The organism is Phenylobacterium immobile (ATCC 35973), assembly GCF_001375595.1.
GTDB classification, from domain to species: domain Bacteria; phylum Pseudomonadota; class Alphaproteobacteria; order Caulobacterales; family Caulobacteraceae; genus Phenylobacterium; species Phenylobacterium immobile.
In genome coordinates, this window is the sequence record NZ_CVJQ01000001.1 from 1,440,018 (window position 1) to 1,458,341 (window position 18,324).

Consider the following 18,324-nt stretch of genomic DNA (forward strand, 5'->3'; position numbering starts at 1 on the left):
GTCGTTCCTTAGGCCGGCAGTCGCTGTTCGAGCGAATAGGCGACAAATGTCTCGTAGAGCGCCTTGTGGATGGAGGCGCACTCTTCGCTGATGCTGGTGAGGAAGGCGCTGGCGCCGGCCTTCTCAATCTCGGCTAGATCGGCGTACTGCAGGCGCGCCCGCAAGCGGCCTGCGAGGCGGTCTGGCGCGCCGCCTTGCACTTCCTCGACGTGCCGTCCCAACTTGGCGAGGTATTCCTCGATCCGCGCGGTGCAGAAGCGGATAGAGCGGGGGAAGTCTTCGTCCAGCAGGAGGAACTCCAGGACGAACTTTGGCTGCATGTCGGCGGTGTACACGCGCAGATACGGCTCCAGCGCGCAACACATGCGCAGCAGGCTGGAGAGCGCCACAGGGTCGGTCAGCCGCTTCTTCTTCTGCTGATCGCCGAAACAGACCTCCAGGATGCCGCCCATGAGCTGGGCGCGTTCCAGATACATCCCGAGCAGCAGGAACCGCCAACCTTCGCCATGGCTCATGGTGGAGTCCGCCGCGCCTTTGAACAGGTGCAGGTCGGCGATGATCTCATGCAGGAACACCTGGCTGCCGTCGGCGAAGGCGCGTTCAGCCTCGGGACTGCTCATCCGCAGGTGGATGAGGTTCAGACGTTCCCAGGTCTCGGTGGTGATCTGGTCTCGGACCTGGCGGGCGTTCTCACGGGCCGAGGCCAGGGCCGCGGCGATGGAGCCCGGATCTTCGCGGTCCAGCACCATTCGCGACACCACCTCGTAGGGGTTGGCGATCGACTCCGGTTCGATATCGCCGACTGCGGCCAGCGCGATCCGCGCCGTGAGGCTGGCTGCCTCCGACTGCTCAAGCGTCGCATTCAGCATCACGTCGCACAGGCGGCACAGGTGCTCGGCGCGTTCGACGTATCGGCCAATCCAGTAGAGACTGTCGGCCACCCGGGCGAGCATCATTGGCGACGCTCCCGCCCGTCCAGAACCCAGGTGTCCTTCGACCCTCCGCCCTGGCTCGAATTGACCACCAGCGAACCCTTGCGCAAGGCGACGCGGGTCAGGGCGCCCGGCGTGACGACGATCTTGTCGCCGGACAGGATGAAGGGACGAAGATCCACATGGCGGCTTTCGATATTGGACCCGATCAGGCAGGGGGCGGTCGACAGCTGAATGGTGGGCTGGGCGATGTAGTTGTCCGGATTGGCCTTCAGGGCGTCGGCGAACTCATTCTGCTCAGCCTTGGTCGAATGGGGCCCGACCAGCATGCCGTAGCCGCCGGATGCGCCGACCGCCTTCACCACGAACCTGTCCAGATTGCCGAGCACATGGCTGAGTTGCGCCGGCTCGCGGCACAGGTACGTTTCGATATTCGGCAGGATCGCGTCTTCGCCCAGATAATAGCGAATGATCTCCGGCACATAGGCATAGACCGCCTTGTCGTCGGCGACGCCGGTTCCGGGGGCGTTGCAGATGACGACGTTGCCAGCGCGATAGGCGTTGAACAGCCCGGCGGAGCCGAGGCCGGAGTCGCGCCGGAAGGTGAGGGGGTCGATGAAGTCGTCGTCCACCCGGCGGTAGATCACGTCGATCCGCTTCAGGCCGATCGTTGTGCGCATATAGACGAAGTTGTCGTGCACTACGAGGTCGCGCCCCTCGACGAGGGGCGCGCCCATGAGGCGAGCCAGGTAGGCGTGCTCGTAATATGCTGAGTTATAGACGCCTGGCGTCAACACCACGACCTGCGGGTCGGCGCGCCAGCCGGCGGCCATGCTCTTCAAGGTGGCCAGCAACAGGTCAGGGTAGCGTTCGACCTGTCGTACGCCCGCCTGCCGGAAGGTGCCGGGAAACACGCGCTTGGAGGCTTCGCGATTGGCCAGCATGTAAGAGACGCCGGACGGGACACGCAGGTTGTCCTCCAGCACCGCGAAGGCCCCGTCGGGCTGGCGTATCAGATCCGAGCCGCACACGTTGGCGTAAGCGTTGTGCGGAACATAGAGGTTCTGCATCTCGCGCCGGAAGGAGGGCGCGCCCAGCACCAGGTCGCGCGGCACCACGCCGTCCATCAGAATCTGTTGTGATGAATAGATGTCGGCCAGGAACATGTTCAGCGCACGGAGGCGCTGCGTGAGGCCGGCCTCGATCTTGGCCCACTCCTGAGCCGCGATGATCCGCGGGAGGATGTCGGTGGGGATGATACGCTCGGTGGTGCTCTCGGCGCCGTAGACGGTGAAGGTGATGCCCTGCAGCAGAAAGAAGCGTTCCAGCGTCCGCTGACGCTCGTCGAGCTCCTCTTGCGAAAGGGTGGAAAGCCGCTGATCGAGCACGCCGTAGTGCGGACGCAGCGCGCCATCCATGCCGCGCATCTCATCATAGGGGACGGCCGGCGCCGCCTCGAATGTCTCGCCAGCCCGTTCCACGCTCGTCACGCCCGACTCCACGTCGCCTCGTTTCCGGTTAAGCCTACCCCGCCCTGGAGCCTAGGCTGTCATGGAAAGTTGGCGCCCGTCATTTGCGTTCCGCAGGCCCGGCGCGGGTCGGCGCCTAATTTTCGTGCGTTGTTGCGGCGCCTGCCCTGCAGTGGTGACAGGTCCGACCCGCGCCGCTACACGAACCCTGGGGGCCGAGGATTCGTGCATTTGGGTCGACTGCTTTTCGCTGTCGCCGCCTCCGCGGCCGTATGGGGCGTTCCTGTCCAGGGCGCAGGCGTAGCCGCCGCGGCTGAGCCGGCGGCGCGCGTCGAGGGTGAATTGTCCCCGGCGATCCGGACCGCTGTCGCCGCCGCCATCGGCGATGTCGATCGCCCGGCTCAGAATAGATTCGAGGCCCGCCGCCGTGCGCGCGATGCTGCGGACGACGCCATAGCCGTCCTGCGCTCACAAGGATTCTACGGCTACGAGGTCGAGCCTGACGTCGACGGCGGTGAGAGCGAGGGGCAAACCCCGGCGCCGATCATCCGTGTGACGCCTGGCCCGCAGTTCCAGATCCGCCGCCCTACAATCACCTGGCTTGCGCCGGAGCCCGACACTGCAAGCGCCGACGCCGGCCGCTCAGCCATGGGCCTTGTGGAGGGGCAGGCCGGCCGCGCCGCCGAGGTCATCGCTGCGGAAGGACGGGTGGTTGCGGCGGTCCAGAAGCGCGGTTACGCCGACGCTGCGGCGGACCCCCGTGAAGTGGTGGTCGATCATGCTGACCAGAGCGTCAGCCCGACTTATCGAATTCGCACCGGCGCTCTGGTGCGCCTGGATGGCGTCGAGGTGACCACCAGCGGCCGCACTCGTCCGGCGTGGGTGCGGTCCCTGGCGCCTTGGGCGTCAGGCGATGTCTACGATCCCGAGGACGTCGCCGAGCTGGAACGCCGGCTGCTCGACGCCTCTGTGTTTGACTCGGTCACTGTCTCCCTGGCGCCGCGCGAGAAGATAACCGCAGATGGCTTGCGGCCGGTGATTGTCAGCTTGGCTGAGCGGAAACGGCGCACCATCGAGCTTGGCGCAAGCTACGCGACGACGGAGGGGACTGGTCTCGATGCACGCTGGACCCGCTACAACGCCCTGGGTCGCGCTGACACCGTCTCGGTGTTCGGCCGTCTGTCCGACCTGGACAGCCGCGCCGGGGTGGACGCTTCGCTCCCGCACTGGCGTCGGGCCGATCAGACGCTGAAAGGCGTTGCGCAGGTCTACGATGTGCGCACCGACGCCTATGATGAAACCGGCGTCGGCGTCCGCCTCGATGTGCAACGGCGCTTTTCGAAGACGTCCTACATCACCATCGGCGCCTCGACCGACCTAAGCCGCACGCAGGAGATAAGGGTGCGCACCCTGCAGCCGCTGGGGCGGGATCTCGTCACGATCGGTCTTCTGGGCGATGCCGCGCTGGACCGCTCGGACGATCCGCTGGACCCCAAGCGGGGGTGGCGGCTCAACCTGCGGGCCGAGCCCACAGTGATTTTCGGGCGGCAGGCGAACGTGCCCTATCTGAAGGTCACCGCACAGGGCACCTATTACCAGCCGGTCACACGTTCCGGCTCCACAGTGTTGGCCGGACGGCTTCGACTGGGCAGCATCCTGAATGGCGGCATCCCGACAATCCCCGCGCCCCGGCGGTTCTATGCCGGGGGCGGCGGCTCCGTACGCGGCTTCGGATACCAGGCCGTCGGGCCGAGACTGGACGACATCGACGATACGCCGCTCGGTGGGCTGTCGCTCCTGGAGACCGCCATCGAACTTCGCCAGTCTCTTACCGAGCGCTGGGGTTTCGCCGCCTTCGTCGACGCCGGCGCGATCGGCACGAACCGCTTTCCGACCGTCCGCGATCTGGCCATCGGCGCCGGCGTCGGCGCCCGCTACAACCTTGGCTTCGGGCCGATCCGCATAGACATCGCCACCCCGGTCAACAACCGGCAGGGTCGGGCGCCCTTCCAGCTCTACGTCAGCATCGGGCAAAGCTTTTGAGCCCGCCGGAGCATCATGAGCTTGTGCCGCCGGCCGTGCAGAAGGCGGTCCGCCGGACGGCTATCCCCAAGGCCATCGTCGCGATCTGCTTCGGGGTCCTGGTTGTGATCGGCGCCATCCTGGCCGGCGCTCGCTACGGTGTCCTGTTGCCGCAAGCCCGCGTCATGCTGGAGGCGCGCGCCGATGGATTGAAGATCGGTCGGCTGGGCCGGCTCAAGATCGAGGGCCTGGGCGGCGACATCTGGCGTGATTTCACGATCCGACGCCTGACGATCAGCGACGAAAAGGGAGTCTGGCTGGACGCCCGCGACCTGCGGATGCGCTGGCGCTACGGTGAACTGCTGCGCCGTCGCTTCCATGCCGACAGCATCGATGCGCGGATCATCACCATCACGCGACGGCCAACCCTGACGCCGAAGGGCCAGGACCGGGGCCTGCCGGTCTCGTTCCAGATCGACCGAGGCAGCGCGCGGGTGGGTCTGGATCCGGCCTTCAGTTACCGGCGCGGCGTCTACAACCTGGGCCTGTCGCTCGACGTCGAGCGCCGGGGCGGCCAGCGGGGCCGCGTCCGCGCGGATTCTGTTTTGCACCCCGGCGACTTCCTCGACGCCACCTTCGACCTCGGCAAGGGCCGGCCCATCAAAGTGCGCGTCGACGGCGCCGAGGCCCGTGGCGGCGCATTGGCCGGCGCCCTCGGCTTTTCGCCTGACCAGGCCTTCGCCGTGCGCATCATCGCCGATGGCGAAGGCGCCAACGGGGCCTTCAATGCAGTGGCGACGTCAGGAGAGCTCAAGCCCCTCGACGCTTCGGGCGCCTGGACGGCGGCGGGCGGCGAGGCGCGCGGTCGGTTTCTGCTGGGCGCCTCGGCGCTCACCCAGCGCTACGCTCGCAGGTTCGGGCCAGTCGCCGACTTCACCGTGAGCGGACGCAAGTCCGGCGCGCTCTACGCCCTGGACGCCCGGATCGCGGCGGACAACCTTAAGTTGGCCGTCCTAGGCCTGGGCGATATTGGACGGCGCCGTGTCGGCCCGGATGGTCTCCGGCTGGTCCTTGACACGGCTTCCCTGTCACGGGCGGTGTTCAGCCCTGGCCAGGGCCCAACCCTGGGCCAGGGCCGGCTGGCGGGGATCTTGAAGCAATCGCCGAAAGGTCTGGCTTTCGCGGGAACCGCCTCGGTGGCCGACCTGTCGTTCGGCGGCTATCGTCTGCAAAGGGTCAGCGGGCCGCTGACCCTGAGGCGCGATGAAAAGGCGTTGGCGATCCACAGCCAGATCGCCGGGGCCGGAGGCCAAGGTGCAGGTTGGCTCGCGGCGCTGCTGGGCGCCCAGCCGCTCGCAAATGTTGACGTCGCGCGGCTCGCGGACGGCCGCCTGCAGTTCAACAACGTGGACGTCACCGGGCAGGGCCTGAAGGTTAGCGTCAGCGGCGGTCGCAGCCTGCTGGGCGGCCTCACTCTCAAGGGCGAGGCCGCTTTCTCCAACCTGGCCGCCGCCCGGCCCGGTGCGAAGGGGGTGCTCGCCGCCAAGTTTGCGGCGGCGCAGTCTGGGCCAGCGAAGCCCTGGAACTTGAGCTTGGACGCCCGCGGTGATGGCGTCGCCCTTGGCTACGCTGAAGTTGACCGTCTTCTGGGGCCCAAGCCGACGCTCGTCGCGCAGGGCGCTGTCGACGGGCGCCGGTTCTCTATCGCCAAGGCCAGTCTGAACGGGGCGGCGCTCCGCGCCGCAGGCGGCGGCGCCTTGGAACCGACTGGCGCGGCGGCCTTTAAGATCGATTGGAGCGCCGAAGGACCGTTCCGCGCCGGTCCCGTCGAGATCACGGGCCAGGCGAAAGGCACCGGTGCGCTCACGGGCAAGCTTGATGCGCCGAGACTCGACCTGATGGCTGACGTGGCGGCCCTGGATGTGCCGCGGCTGCCGCTGACCAATGCGCACGTCACCTTGAGTTTTCTCAGGCAAGCCGATGGGTCCAATGGCCAGATCGCCTTGACCGCCGACAGCCGCTATGGCCCCGCCCGCGCCCGCTCCGATTTCGCCTTCCCGCAAGGGGGCCTTGATCTTAGCGACCTCGATGTCGACGCCGGCGGCCTGAAAGCGTCCGGCCGCCTGAGCCTACGCCGCAGCGCGCCGTCTGCGGCCGATCTCCAATTGGTGGTCGCCAAGGGAGCCTTCCTGGATGACGGCCGGATTCAAGGCGTGGTGCAAATCACCGACAGCGCCGTCGGAGCCCGGGCGGTGCTTGATCTTTCAGCCGACGACGCGCGACTGCCTGGCCAGACGGTGGTCATGCGCCGGGTGCGCGTCACGGCCGATGGCCCCTTGTCGCGTCTGCCCTATCGGGCGCAAGGGGACGGCTTCTCCCATCTCGGTCGCTGGAGCCTCGATGGACAGGGCCAACTGGCCGATGAGACGCCAGGTTACGCCCTGACCTTTCAGGGCGGTGGCCGTTTGGGCGCGCGGCGGCTGCAGACGGCCGAGCCCGCCCTGATCCGTTTTGGCGGTCCGGAAAGCGCAGCGCGGCTGCGGCTCGTGTCGGGCGACGGCGGGCGGCTGGACCTGGATGGCGGCTGGCGGGGCGAGCAAGCTCAGCTGCGCCTGGAAGCGCGCGGTCTCGGTCTTGGACTTGTCAATGAAGACCTGGACGGCAAGTTCGATGCGACGTTGACGGCGCAAGGGCAGGGTGGCCGCCTTGACGGCGCCTTCACCGCCAAGCTCGCGGGGGCGCGTGGCCTGGGCGCCGCCGCCGACACTGGCATCGACGGCATGCTCAGCGGACGCTTGGCCGACGATACCCTGACGATCACAGGGCAGGCGCTCAATGGTCGTGGGCTGAAGGCGGACGTCAACCTCGTCTTGCCGACCGAGGCGTCCGCCAAGCCGTTTCGGATCGCCATCGCCCGTCAACGGCCGATGAGCGGCCGGTTCAGCGCCGATGGCGAGGTCAGACCGCTCTGGGACTTGCTGGTCGGCGGCGAACGGACCTTGGGTGGGCGCGTCCGGGCGCAGGGCACGTTGTCGGGCACATTGGCGGATCCGCAGGCTGTCGGCGACCTGACAGTGACCGATGGAAGATTTGACGACGGCCCGACCGGGCTAACGCTCCGCAACCTCGACCTATCGGCCAACCTGGCGCGCGGCGCTGTCGATATCGTCCAGGCCAGCGCAGTCGATGGAAATGGCGGTTCTGTGAAAGCCGGCGGGCGGATCAGCCTGATGCGGAACGGCGACTCCAGCCTGCGGGTGGACCTTTCGAACTTCCGGTTGATCGACAACCAGCAGGCCACCGCCTCGGCTACCGGCCAGGCGACGATCGCCCGCGGCGGCGATGGCAAGGTCAAGCTGTCCGGCGACCTGCGGATCGACCGGGCCGATGTGTCGCCAATTCTGCCCGCGCCGTCGGGCGTGGTCTTGATGGAGGTGGTCGAGAAGAACCGCCCAGCCCGCCTGATCGCCGCCGAGGCGACCACGCCAGCGCGCGCGGGCGGACCTAGCTGGGCGCTGGACGTCAAGCTGCAGGCGCCCGGCAAGGTCTTCCTGCGGGGCCGGGGTCTGGACGTCGAGCTGTCGCTGGACTCACGGGTCACCGGGACGACAGCGGCGCCGCAACTCAGTGGCCTCGCACGGGTTGTTCGTGGCGACTACGAGTTCGCCGGTAAGCGCTTTGACTTCGACGAATCCAGCGTCGTCTATCTTTCCACGCGTCCTGACGCGATCCGGCTCGAGTTGTCGGCGACCCGCGAGGATCCCAGCCTGACCGCCGTGGTTCGCATTCGCGGAACAGCGGCGAAGCCCGAGATCGTCTTAACCTCGACGCCGACCCTGCCCAACGACGAGGTGCTCAGTCAGGTGCTGTTCGGCCGCTCAGCTTCGCAGCTTTCGGCTCTTGAAGCGGCGCAACTGGCCTCGGCGCTGTCAGCCATGGCGGGCGGCGGCGGGCTCGACGTGATCGGCAATCTGCGCGCTTTCGCCCGGCTGGACCGCCTGTCCATCGGCGGCGGCGACGCGCAGGCGGGCATGACGGTGTCGGGCGGCAAATACCTGACCGACGACGTCTATCTGGAGCTCACCGGCGGCGGCCGGGAAGGCCCGTCGGCCCAGGTGGAATGGCGCATCCGCCGCACGCTGTCGATCCTGTCGCGCCTCGGCGACCAGAGCGGCGGCAAACTCGCGGTCCGCTGGAAGCGGGACTACTAGGGGCTAGTGCCCGATGCGCGGGTGCAGGGTGTATTGCACGCCGTCGAAAGACTGGAAGATCTGGCTGGCTTGCGGATGGCCGACCGGCTCACCCGTATCGTCCAACACGAGGTTCTGCTCGGAGACGTAGGCGACGTAGGCGCTTTCCTCGTTCTCAGCGAGCAGATGATAGAAGGGCTGGTCCTTCTTGGGGCGGACGCGCTCGGGAATCGAAAGCCAATATTCCTCGGTGTTGCTGAAGGTCGGGTCGACGTCAAAGATCACCCCGCGAAACGGGTAGATGCGATGACGCACGAGCTGGCCGATCGAGTATTTCGCGAGATGGGAAGGCATGCTGAATCTTTTACGACGCGTCCGCTGAACGCCGGCTGAATTTAGCCGCCCAGCCCGCGCATTCAAGCGCTGGCGGTCGCGCTGGCCGTTCCGCCGGCGCTTATGCTTCCGTTTTGTGAAGGCTGGCTCTAAGGTTTCCGGCAACTCAGGGGCCCTATCGTGGGCCGCCTGCAAAGCCGAGCACAGCAATGAACGAGGCGCCAAGCGCCCCCCGCGCGTCTCAGGATGCGCCCCTGGACGGGGGCCAGGGCAGGGGGCAAGGCCGGTCGGCCGCTGATGGGCCGTGCTACGCCGCCCTTGACCTGGGCACGAACAATTGCCGGCTGCTGATCGCTACACCAGGCGGCGGCGACTGCGGCTTCCGCGTTGTTGAAGCCTATTCACGGATCGTGCGGCTGGGCGAAGGCCTGACGCAGAGCGGCCGTCTCTCCGAGGCGGCGATGGATCGCGCGCTCGCCGCTTTGAAGATCAGTGCTGAGAAGGTGCGCCGCCGCCGTGTCGTCCGGCTGCGCGCCATCGCCACCCAGGCCTGCCGCATCGCAGAGAACGGCGCGGAATTTGTCGAGCGGGTCGCCGCCGAAACTGGCCTGCGCCTGCAGGTGATCTCGCCGCAGGAGGAGGCGCGGCTGTCCGTCGCCGGGTGCCTTAACCTATTGGATCGCCAATCCAGCGCCGCCCTTGTTGTCGATGTCGGCGGCGGCTCCACCGAGTTGTCGTGGTTGAACTTGGAGGGGGCGCCGCCGACTGGCACGCCGCCGCTCAAAGCTTGGCTGTCTGTGCCGATCGGGGTGGTCACCCTCGCGGAGCGATTCCCGGAGGGCGATTCGCCGCCTGATGCCTGGTATCGCCAGATGGTGGATGCCGTGAAATCTAAGATCGCCGCCTTCGAGCGGGCCGAAACATTGAGGCCTGTGTTCGAGGCCGATCAAGCTCACCTCATCGGCACCTCCGGGGCGATCACGAGCCTGGCGGGTTTGCACCTGAAGCTGCCGCGCTACGACCGCAACCGTGTCGATGGCGTCTGGATGCGCCGAAGCGATTGCGAGGCGACGGCTGACCGCTTGCGCGCCATGACCGCGGCGGAACGCGCCCAGGAGCCGTGCATCGGTCCCGATCGCGCCGACCTTGTCCTGGCGGGCGCGGCGATCCTTCAGGCGGTGCAAGAACTCTGGCCGTGCAACCGCGTGCGCGTCGCCGACCGTGGCCTGCGCGAAGGCCTGTTGATGTCTTTGATGGCCGAACGAGGCGAGCGGCGTCGACGTCGGCGTCGGCCCGCCCAACGTAAGGCAGCTTAAGCATGGCTGAAGAACCGCCCCGCAAACGCATGGTGCGCGCGCCGACCCGCGGCTCCGATGATGCGCGCGCCACACCCGCCCGCCTGAAGACCGCCCATAAGCGTACGCCGTCCCAACAGGCCTGGCTGGAGCGGCAGATCAACGATCCCTTCGCCGCCAAGGCCCGCGCCCACGGTTATCGGAGCCGCGCGGCCTACAAGCTGACGGAGCTTGACGACCGCCTGCGGCTTCTGAAGCCCGGCGCGCGCATCGTCGACCTCGGTCTGGCGCCGGGCGGCTGGACCCAGGTCGCCATCGAGCGCGGCGTCACTCAGATCGTCGGCGTCGACCTCCTGCCGGTCGACCCGCTGCCGCCCGCCAAGATCCTGCAGATGGATTTTACCGATCCCAGCTGTGGGCCAATGCTGATCGACCTTCTGGGCGGGCCCCCGGATGCAGTGCTCTCCGACATGGCGCCGAACACCGTCGGCCATCGGCAGACCGATCACTTGCGGATTGTGGGGTTGGTGGAGGCCGGCGCGGATTTCGCCGTCGAGGTGCTGCGACCGGGCGGTGTCTTCGTGGCCAAGGCCTTCCAGGGCGGTGAGACCGCCGAGGTGATCGCCAAGCTCAAGCGCGCGTTCGCGGATGTCCGCACACTGAAGCCGAAGGCCAGCCGCGCCGACAGTTCCGAGATCTATCTGGCCGCCACCGGCTTCAAGGGGCGCTGAGCGAACCTCCGCCTTGGGATGAACCTGTCGCTGACCTGCGGGTTCAGGCTGGGTTCACGCAAGACCTGTCATTCCATAGGTCCAGGAATGAACTGGTAGGAGAGTTCCACCATGAAGAAGCATCTGGTCTATGCCGTCGCCGCACTGGCGACTGCGGCCGCCCCGCTCGCCGCCTCGGCGCAGCCCTGGAACGGCCAGGAACGCCGTGAAGACCGCCGCGAACTGCGCGAGGATCGCCGTGATCTCCGCGACACTCAGCGCGACGCCCGCCGCGATGGCTACATCAGCGGTCGCGAACAACGCGAAATCCGCGATGATCGTCGCGATGTCCGTCAGAGCCAGCGTGAGGTTCGTTTCAACCGCGCCCGCGCCGACACCTGGCGGGGCCGCAATGAGTGGCGCGACTATCGCGGCGCGCGTTCCGGCTATTGGTACGCCCCTGGCTACGGCTATCGTCCTGTAGCCCGTGGTAATGTCTGGCGCCAAGGCGCGTACGTGCCCCGCGCGTATCGCAGCTACTACGTCCAGGACCCGTACTACTACGGCCTGCGCGCGGCGCCTCCCGGCCAGCGCTGGGTCTACGCCGACGGCAACTTCGTGCTGATGGCCGTGGCCACCGGTCTGATCGCCTCGGTGATCGCCAACCAGTACTGAGATCCGATCACGTTCAGAGGAGGGCCGGCCTGATTCGTTCAGGCCGGCCCTTTTCTTTGTCCAGCGCCCTTGCTTGGTCGGGGGCCCAGCCCTTATACCCGGCCCGCAAAACGAGGTGTCTCTATGGAGATTCGCGAAGGACTTACCTTCGACGATGTTTTGTTGGAACCGGGTCCATCCGATGTGATGCCCACCCAGGTGGATGTCTCCGCCAGGTTCACGCGAGAGATCAATCTGAACATTCCGCTTGTGTCCGCCGCCATGGACACGGTGACCGAAAGCCGGCTGGCCATCGCCATGGCCCAGGCCGGCGGCATGGGCATTCTGCATCGGAACTTCTCCGTCGAGGAGCAGGCTGACCAGGTGCGCGAGGTCAAGCGCTACGAAAGCGGGATGGTCATCAATCCGCTGACCATCAATCCGGGCACGCCGCTCTCCGAGATCCGCGAGATCAAGGCGCGCCGCCGCATCTCCGGGTTCCCGGTGGTCGATCCGGTTTCGGGCCGTCTTGAAGGCATCTTGACCAACCGTGACATGCGCTTCGAGGACAGGGACGATGTTCCCGCCAAGATGCTGATGACGCACGAGAATTTGGTCACTGTTAAAGAGGGCGTCTCCACCGCCGAAGCCCGCGACTTGCTGCGCCGACACAAGATCGAACGGCTGATCGTCGTCGACGACGACTATCGCGCCGTCGGCCTGATCACCGTGCGCGACATGGAGAAATCCGAGGAGCACCCATTCGCAGCGAAGGACGCCCAGGGCCGACTGCTGGTGGGCGCGGCCTCCACCGTCGGCGACAATGGCTACGAGCGTTCCATGGCGCTGGTCGATGCTGGCGTCGATGTGGTGATCATCGACACCGCCCACGGCCACAACATCAACGTCGCTGAGGCCGTCAGCCGCATCAAGCGTGAGACCAACCGCGTCCAGATCATCGCCGGCAACGTCGCGACCTATGACGCCGCCCGCGCCCTGATCGACGCCGGCGCTGACGCGGTGAAGGTCGGCATCGGCCCGGGCTCGATCTGCACCACGCGGATCGTCGCCGGCGTCGGCGTGCCGCAACTCACCGCCATCGCCGACGCCGTGCGCGCGGCCAAGGGCTCAGGCGTGCCGATCATCGCCGACGGTGGGATCAAATACTCCGGCGATCTGGCGAAGGCGCTCGCCATGGGCGCTTCGGTCGCCATGCTGGGCTCGGTCTTCGCCGGCGTCGATGAGAGTCCGGGCGAAGTGTTCCTCTATCAAGGCCGCTCCTACAAGGCCTATCGCGGCATGGGCTCGCTGGGTGCGATGGCTCGAGGCTCGGCCGACCGGTACTTCCAGAAGGACGTGTCGGACTCGATGAAGCTGGTGCCGGAAGGCATTGAGGGCCAGGTGGCGCACAAGGGCCCGATCGCCCCGATCCTACACCAGATGGTCGGAGGCCTGCGCGCCGCCATGGGCTACGTCGGCGCCGCCGACCTGGAGTCCTTCCAGGAACGCGCTCGCTTCATCCGCATCACCGGTGCGGGCCTGCGGGAAAGCCACGTCCATGACGTGATGATCACGCGCGAAGCCCCCAACTATCCGACGGGGGGCTAAGGCTTGACCTCACCGCTCGAGATCAAGCTCCTGGGATTGGCGGCGCTACTGGGGTTCGTCCAACTGATGTGGGCCGCGGTCGCCGCGCGTCGCAGCGGCCAGGACCTGAAGTGGGCCGGCGGCTCGCGCGATGACGAACGTCCGGTCGGCGTGGTCGCGGCGCGGCTGAAGCGCGCCTTTGCGAACTTCATGGAGACCTTCCCCCTGTTCGCCGTGGCGATCCTGGCCTGCGCCGTCACCGACCGCTTCGGCTCGCTCACGGCCTGGGGTTCGGTGCTCTATGTCGCCGCCCGCGCTGTCTATGCGCCGCTCTACGCCTCGGGCGTGGCGCTGGTGCGCAGCATGGCGTGGGGCGCCGGCGTCGTCGGCCTGTTGATGGTCATCGCCGCGATTTTCGTCTGAGCCGCCGGGGTGCGTGACGCCGGGCGGCTCGCCGCAGCCATCGAGGTCCTTGAGGACATCGAGACCCGCCACCGGCCGGTGCGCATGGCCTTGAAGAACTGGGGCGAGCGTTCTCGGTTCGCCGGTTCAAAGGACCGCGCCTGGGTTTCCGGTCTGGTGCTGGACGTCCTTCGCCGCCGCAGGTCCCTGGGCTGGCGGATGGGCGACGACAGCGCCCGCGCCGCGGCGCTGGCCGCACTGGCCATCATCTGGGATTGGCCGGTCGATCGGGTCGCCGAGGCGGCGGGTGAAGAACCCCACGGGATCGGCGCCCTGACTGAGGCCGAGGTCGCCGCCCTTGCTGCGCCGAAGGATCTGGCGGCGGCGCCGGTCGCCGTTCAGGCGGATGTCCCCGACTGGCTCGAGCCGTCGTTGAGGCGGGTCTATGGCGACGGCGTTGCCAGCGAGGGCGCGGCCCTGGCCGAACGCGCGCCGGTGGACCTGCGCGCCAACCTGCTGAAGACCGATCCTGAGCGCGCCCTGAAGGCGCTGGCCCCGCTCCACGCCGCGCCGGCGGGAATCTTGCCCACCGCCATGCGGATCGCTGCGCCTGACGCCGCCGACCGGTCTGGCTCGGTAGAGACCATCCCGGCCTTCTCCAAGGGCTGGTTCGAAGTGCAGGACCTGGGCTCGCAGGTCGCCGCCTCGGCGGCGGGCGATGTGAAGGGCAAGCAGGTGCTTGATCTCTGCGCCGGCGGCGGTGGCAAGACCCTGGCCCTGGCGGCGGCCATGGGCAACACCGGCCAGGTCTACGCCTATGACAGCGAGGCGCGCCGTCTGGCCGACACCATCCGTCGCGCCGATCGGGCCGGCGTGCGTAATCTGCAGATCCGCTCGCCAGTCAATCCGGACCCGTTGAAGGGCCTGGAAGGGAAGATGGACGTCGTTTTCATCGACGTGCCCTGCAGCGGTTCCGGCGCCTGGCGCCGCCACCCCGACACCAAATGGCGGCTGAAGCCGGAGACGCTGGCCCAACGGATGGCCGACCAGGACAGCGTGCTGGACGCCGGCGCCACGTTCACCAAGCCTGGCGGCAGGTTGGTCTATGTCACCTGCTCGCTTCTGCCTGAGGAGAACGAGGATCGCGTTGAAGGTTTCCTGGCTCGCACGCCTGGCTTCACGGCGCGTCCAGCAACGGCCGATCCTGAACTAAAATCCCGCCTGACGGCGCAGGGATATCTGCGCCTTTCGCCCTTGAGTTCCGGCACCGACGGTTTCTTCGTCGCGGTGCTGGAGCGCGCCGCCTGACGAGAAACCATGACCGACATGCCCGCACACGAACGCGTCCTGATCGTCGATTTCGGCAGCCAGGTGACTCAGCTCATCGCGCGGCGCCTGCGCGAAAGCGGGGTGTTCTGCGAGATCCACCCCTACGACAAGGTCGACGCCATGCTGGACGCCTTCGCGCCCAAGGCGGTGATTCTTTCCGGCGGCCCGGCCAGCGTCCATGAGGCCCATAGCCCGTCGGCGCCGCAGCGCATCTTCGAGCTCGGCGTGCCGGTGCTGGGCATCTGCTACGGCGAAATGACCATGTGCGCCCAACTAGGCGGCCAGGTGGAGGGCGGCCACGACCGCGAATTCGGCCGCGCCGAAATTAGGATCGCGCAGGAATCTCCCTTGCTGGACGGCCTGGGAGAGCCCGGTTCGGACGAAACCGTCTGGATGAGTCATGGCGACAAGATCACCGCCATCCCGGAAGGCTTCCACGTCGTCGCCACCTCCGAGGGCAGCCCCTATGCCGTGATCGCCGACGAGGGACGCCGCTTCTATGGCATCCAGTTCCACCCCGAGGTCGCCCACACCCCGCGCGGCGCGCTGATCCTGCGCAACTTCACCCACGGTATCGCCGGGCTGAAGGGCGACTGGACCATGGCCGCGTTCCGCGACGAGATGGTCGCCAAGATTCGCGCCCAGGTCGGAACCGAGAAGGTGATCTGCGGTCTGTCCGGCGGCGTCGACAGCTCCGTGGCCGCCGTCCTGATCCACGAGGCGATCGGCGATCAGCTGACCTGCGTCTTCGTCGACACCGGCCTGCTGCGCAAGGATGAGGGCCAGCAGGTCGTCACCATGTTCCGAGACCACTACAATATTCCGCTCGTACATGTTGATGCATCGAAGGATTTCCTGGGCGCCCTGGCGGGCGTCAGCGACCCTGAGACCAAGCGCAAGACGATCGGCAAGCTCTTCATCGACGTGTTCGACCGCGAATCCGCCAAGATTGATGGCGCAACCTTCCTGGCCCAGGGCACCCTCTATCCAGACGTGATTGAGAGCGTCTCGGCCAGCGGCGGCCCCTCCGCCGTGATCAAGAGCCACCACAATGTCGGTGGCCTGCCGGACTATATGAAGCTGAAGCTGGTCGAGCCCCTGCGCGAGCTCTTCAAGGACGAAGTCCGCAAGCTGGGCGTCGAACTGGGATTGCCGCCGGCGTTCGTCGGCCGCCATCCGTTTCCGGGGCCCGGCCTGGCCATCCGCATCCCAGGCGAGATCACGCCTGAGAAGGTCGCGGTGCTGCAACAGGCCGACGCCATCTACCTGGACGAAATCCGAAAGGCTGGCCTCTATGACGCCATCTGGCAGGCCTTCGCCGTTCTGCTGCCGGTCAAGACGGTCGGTGTGATGGGAGATGCCCGGACCTACGAAGACGTTCTGGCCCTGCGCGCCGTCACCTCGACGGACGGCATGACCGCCGACTTCTTTGAGTTCCCCTGGGAGGTGCTGGGTCGCTGCGCCACACGGATCATAAACGAGGTCCGCGGCGTGAATCGGGTCGTCTACGACGTGACGTCGAAGCCTCCGGGCACGATCGAGTGGGAATGATTCGGGGCCATTTTTGGCTATCGCGATCAATCGGCAATGCTCCGTCAAAGCATTGAAATAAAAAAGATTATCTAACGTTATCTATCGAGGTCAATCGCGGAGCAGCGGTTGGCCCTGGCGTCATGCGTGACGGTATCCGGCAAACTTGCACTTGGCCCAATCCAGCGATACCGTCAGAGGTATTGAAGCTAGTGACGGTATTTTGTCCGCACTAAGCCATTGTAAAACAAGCGATAATGTCGGCGAAAATGGCCGAAAATCGCCTGACGGTATTTTGCGTAGAGGAGGTCGGTATGCTCACCGATGTTGCCCTTAAGAACCTGAAACCACGCGAAAAAGCATACAAGGTCACTGACCGTGACGGCCTTTATGTTCAGGTCTCAACCTCCGGGACGCTGACGTTTCGGCTGGACTACCGGCTGCATAGGCGACGCGAGACGCTGACGCTGGGGAAGTACGGTCCCTCCGGTCTGTCCCTGGCTCGAGCCCGTGAAGCAACGATCGACGCTAAACGTGCAGTCTTCGAAGGCAGGTCCCCGGCCCAGGAAAAGCAACGCGACAAACGCCGGATCAAGGAGGCCAAGAGCTTCGGTGAGTTTGGTGAGCGCTGGTTGGTGAAGGCGCCGATGGCCGACAGCACCCGCGCGATGCGGCGTTCGATCTTCGAACGAGAGCTTCTGCCAGTCTGGAAGAATCGGCTGCTGACAGAGATCACGCCGGATGACCTACGCGCCCACTGCGGTAAGATCGTTGATCGCGGCGCTCCGGCGACTGCGATCCATGTCCGCGACATCCTCAAGCAGATCTACGGGTTTGCGATCTTGCACGGCGAGAAGGTCGCCAATCCGGCCGACGATGTCGGCCCCGCTTCGATCGCGACGTTCGTTCCAAAGGACCGGTCGCTGTCGCCGACGGAAATTCGCGTGATGCTCAAGCAGCTCGAGCATGTGGCGACGCTGCCAACGATCCGACTCGGGATGCGCCTCTTCCTGCTGACAATGGTGCGCAAGAGCGAGCTGCAGGATGCGGTCTGGGACGAGGTTGACTTCGAGAACGCCGTGTGGACGATCCCCAAGGAGCGCATGAAGCGATCCAAGGCACATAACGTCTATCTCTCGCAGCAATGCCTCGACATCATGATCGCGTTGAAGACCTGCGCGGGCAACTCGCGCTACCTTCTGCCGTCTCGGTATGATGCTGATGCGCCGATGTCCCGGGCAACCTTCAACCGCGTCACCTATGCCGTCGTGGAGCGCGCGCAGAAGGAAGGCTTACCGCTGGAGCCGTTCACGGTACATGACTTGCGCCGGACCGGATCGACCCTGCTCAACGAATTGGGGTTCAACAGTGACTGGATCGAAAAGTGCCTGGCCCATGAAGATGGGCGGTCCTCGCGCGGCGTCTACAACAAGGCGGAGTACGAGCATCAGCGGCGGCATATGATGCAGGAATGGTCTGATATTATCGATGCCTGGGTGGCGGGGCAGAAGCGCGTGCCGGTCCTGATTCCGCCCTCGATGCCTATGCTCGCGCCTGATCCGGCGCTTTGACGGGACGCGCCTTGCGCTTGCGCACATCGGGGTGCGGCGCCCGGTCGATTGGCGATCGCCGGGCTGTCGCCAGGCGCTCGGTCAGCCAGGCTTCGACCTCGGCCAGATCCCACACCACACAGCGCGGGGTGAGCGCAAAACGACGAGGGAATTCGCCGCGTTGTTCCATCTCATAGATGGTGGTGTCGGCCAGCGGTACGATCTGCCGAAGCTCATGGCGGCGGATCATCCGCTTTTTGAGGGCCTCAGATTTCGTCGACATAACTCTACTCCAACGAGATTGGCGTCTGATGCCGATTG

General features: G+C 66.4%; 14 protein-coding genes. 10 read left to right on the forward strand and 4 right to left on the reverse strand.

The window, feature by feature from the left end; all coding sequences use genetic code 11:
* Positions 1–8: 8 nt before the first annotated feature.
* Both BN1313_RS07040 and BN1313_RS07045 read right to left on the reverse strand, forming a co-directional pair.
* Positions 9–956, reverse strand: a complete 948-nt coding sequence (locus BN1313_RS07040) for an alpha-E domain-containing protein (RefSeq protein WP_091738317.1) — start codon at positions 954–956, stop codon at positions 9–11.
* Complete coding sequence (locus tag BN1313_RS07045; protein ID WP_176696038.1) at positions 953–2,359, reverse strand: circularly permuted type 2 ATP-grasp protein; 1,407 nt, start codon at positions 2,357–2,359, stop codon at positions 953–955. Before BN1313_RS07045 ends, BN1313_RS07040 begins: the two co-directional genes overlap by 4 nt.
* Positions 2,360–2,626: 267 nt before the next feature.
* Between BN1313_RS07045 and BN1313_RS07050 the strand changes: the two genes are divergently transcribed.
* Together BN1313_RS07050 and BN1313_RS07055 are read left to right on the forward strand one after the other, a co-directional pair.
* Positions 2,627–4,444: an autotransporter assembly complex protein TamA gene (locus tag BN1313_RS07050; RefSeq protein ID WP_245620125.1), complete on the forward strand. Its 1,818-nt coding sequence runs from the start codon at positions 2,627–2,629 to the stop codon at positions 4,442–4,444.
* Positions 4,441–8,634, forward strand: coding sequence for a translocation/assembly module TamB domain-containing protein (locus tag BN1313_RS07055; RefSeq protein WP_245620126.1), 4,194 nt, complete (start codon positions 4,441–4,443; stop codon positions 8,632–8,634). Before BN1313_RS07050 ends, BN1313_RS07055 begins: the two co-directional genes overlap by 4 nt.
* Before the next feature lie 3 nt (positions 8,635–8,637).
* On the opposite strand, the gene hspQ is transcribed toward BN1313_RS07055, so the two are convergent.
* Positions 8,638–8,967 (reverse strand): heat shock protein HspQ, encoded by a 330-nt coding sequence (hspQ, locus tag BN1313_RS07060; protein ID WP_091738326.1) that lies wholly within the window; start codon positions 8,965–8,967, stop codon positions 8,638–8,640.
* Between the two features lie 188 nt (positions 8,968–9,155).
* Between hspQ and BN1313_RS07065 the strand changes: the two genes are divergently transcribed.
* The 8 genes from BN1313_RS07065 to BN1313_RS07100 all read left to right on the forward strand — a co-directional run bounded on the left by BN1313_RS07065 (position 9,156) and on the right by BN1313_RS07100 (position 18,024).
* Entirely contained in the window at positions 9,156–10,262 is a 1,107-nt protein-coding gene (locus BN1313_RS07065) for a Ppx/GppA phosphatase family protein (protein WP_091738328.1), read from the forward strand.
* A gap of 2 nt (positions 10,263–10,264) precedes the next feature.
* Positions 10,265–10,972 carry an RlmE family RNA methyltransferase gene (locus BN1313_RS07070; protein ID WP_091738331.1) on the forward strand — a complete coding sequence of 236 codons (708 nt, stop codon included), beginning with the start codon at positions 10,265–10,267 and terminating at the stop codon, positions 10,970–10,972.
* A 111-nt stretch (positions 10,973–11,083) separates the two neighbouring features.
* The gene (locus tag BN1313_RS07075) at positions 11,084–11,626 is read left to right on the forward strand and encodes an RcnB family protein (RefSeq protein WP_091738334.1); all 543 of its coding nucleotides are present in this window, start codon (positions 11,084–11,086) and stop codon (positions 11,624–11,626) included.
* 123 nt (positions 11,627–11,749) lie between these two features.
* On the forward strand, positions 11,750–13,213 hold the full coding sequence (gene guaB / locus BN1313_RS07080) for an IMP dehydrogenase (RefSeq protein ID WP_091738337.1): 1,464 nt from the start codon (positions 11,750–11,752) through the stop codon (positions 13,211–13,213).
* Positions 13,214–13,216: 3 nt separating this feature from the next.
* Positions 13,217–13,615: an MAPEG family protein gene (locus BN1313_RS07085; RefSeq protein ID WP_245620127.1), complete on the forward strand. Its 399-nt coding sequence runs from the start codon at positions 13,217–13,219 to the stop codon at positions 13,613–13,615.
* A gap of 9 nt (positions 13,616–13,624) precedes the next feature.
* Entirely contained in the window at positions 13,625–14,902 is a 1,278-nt protein-coding gene (locus BN1313_RS07090; RefSeq protein ID WP_091738340.1) for an RsmB/NOP family class I SAM-dependent RNA methyltransferase, read from the forward strand.
* Between the two features lie 9 nt (positions 14,903–14,911).
* Positions 14,912–16,474, forward strand: a complete 1,563-nt coding sequence (guaA, locus tag BN1313_RS07095; protein ID WP_091738343.1) for a glutamine-hydrolyzing GMP synthase — start codon at positions 14,912–14,914, stop codon at positions 16,472–16,474.
* Between the two features lie 236 nt (positions 16,475–16,710).
* Complete coding sequence (locus BN1313_RS07100; RefSeq protein ID WP_425414995.1) at positions 16,711–18,024, forward strand: tyrosine-type recombinase/integrase; 1,314 nt, start codon at positions 16,711–16,713, stop codon at positions 18,022–18,024.
* Here BN1313_RS07100 and BN1313_RS07105 read toward each other — a convergent pair.
* Complete coding sequence (locus BN1313_RS07105; protein WP_091738346.1) at positions 17,996–18,286, reverse strand: helix-turn-helix transcriptional regulator; 291 nt, start codon at positions 18,284–18,286, stop codon at positions 17,996–17,998. The two genes, BN1313_RS07100 and BN1313_RS07105, sit on opposite strands and share 29 nt — an antisense overlap.
* Between the last annotated feature and the right edge of the window lie 38 nt (positions 18,287–18,324).

Coding starts and splice junctions, on each gene's coding strand:
- BN1313_RS07075 (WP_091738334.1), top strand. CDS start 11,084: ATGAAGAAGCATCTGGTCTATGCCGTCGCCGCACTGGCGACTGCGGCC.
- BN1313_RS07105 (WP_091738346.1), bottom strand. CDS start 18,286: ATGTCGACGAAATCTGAGGCCCTCAAAAAGCGGATGATCCGCCGCCAT.
- guaA (WP_091738343.1), top strand. CDS start 14,912: ATGACCGACATGCCCGCACACGAACGCGTCCTGATCGTCGATTTCGGC.
- BN1313_RS07065 (WP_091738328.1), top strand. CDS start 9,156: ATGAACGAGGCGCCAAGCGCCCCCCGCGCGTCTCAGGATGCGCCCCTG.
- hspQ (WP_091738326.1), bottom strand. CDS start 8,967: ATGCCTTCCCATCTCGCGAAATACTCGATCGGCCAGCTCGTGCGTCAT.
- BN1313_RS07100 (WP_425414995.1), top strand. CDS start 16,711: ATGTCGGCGAAAATGGCCGAAAATCGCCTGACGGTATTTTGCGTAGAG.
- guaB (WP_091738337.1), top strand. CDS start 11,750: ATGGAGATTCGCGAAGGACTTACCTTCGACGATGTTTTGTTGGAACCG.
- BN1313_RS07045 (WP_176696038.1), bottom strand. CDS start 2,359: ATGCGCGGCATGGATGGCGCGCTGCGTCCGCACTACGGCGTGCTCGAT.
- BN1313_RS07070 (WP_091738331.1), top strand. CDS start 10,265: ATGGCTGAAGAACCGCCCCGCAAACGCATGGTGCGCGCGCCGACCCGC.
- BN1313_RS07040 (WP_091738317.1), bottom strand. CDS start 956: ATGATGCTCGCCCGGGTGGCCGACAGTCTCTACTGGATTGGCCGATAC.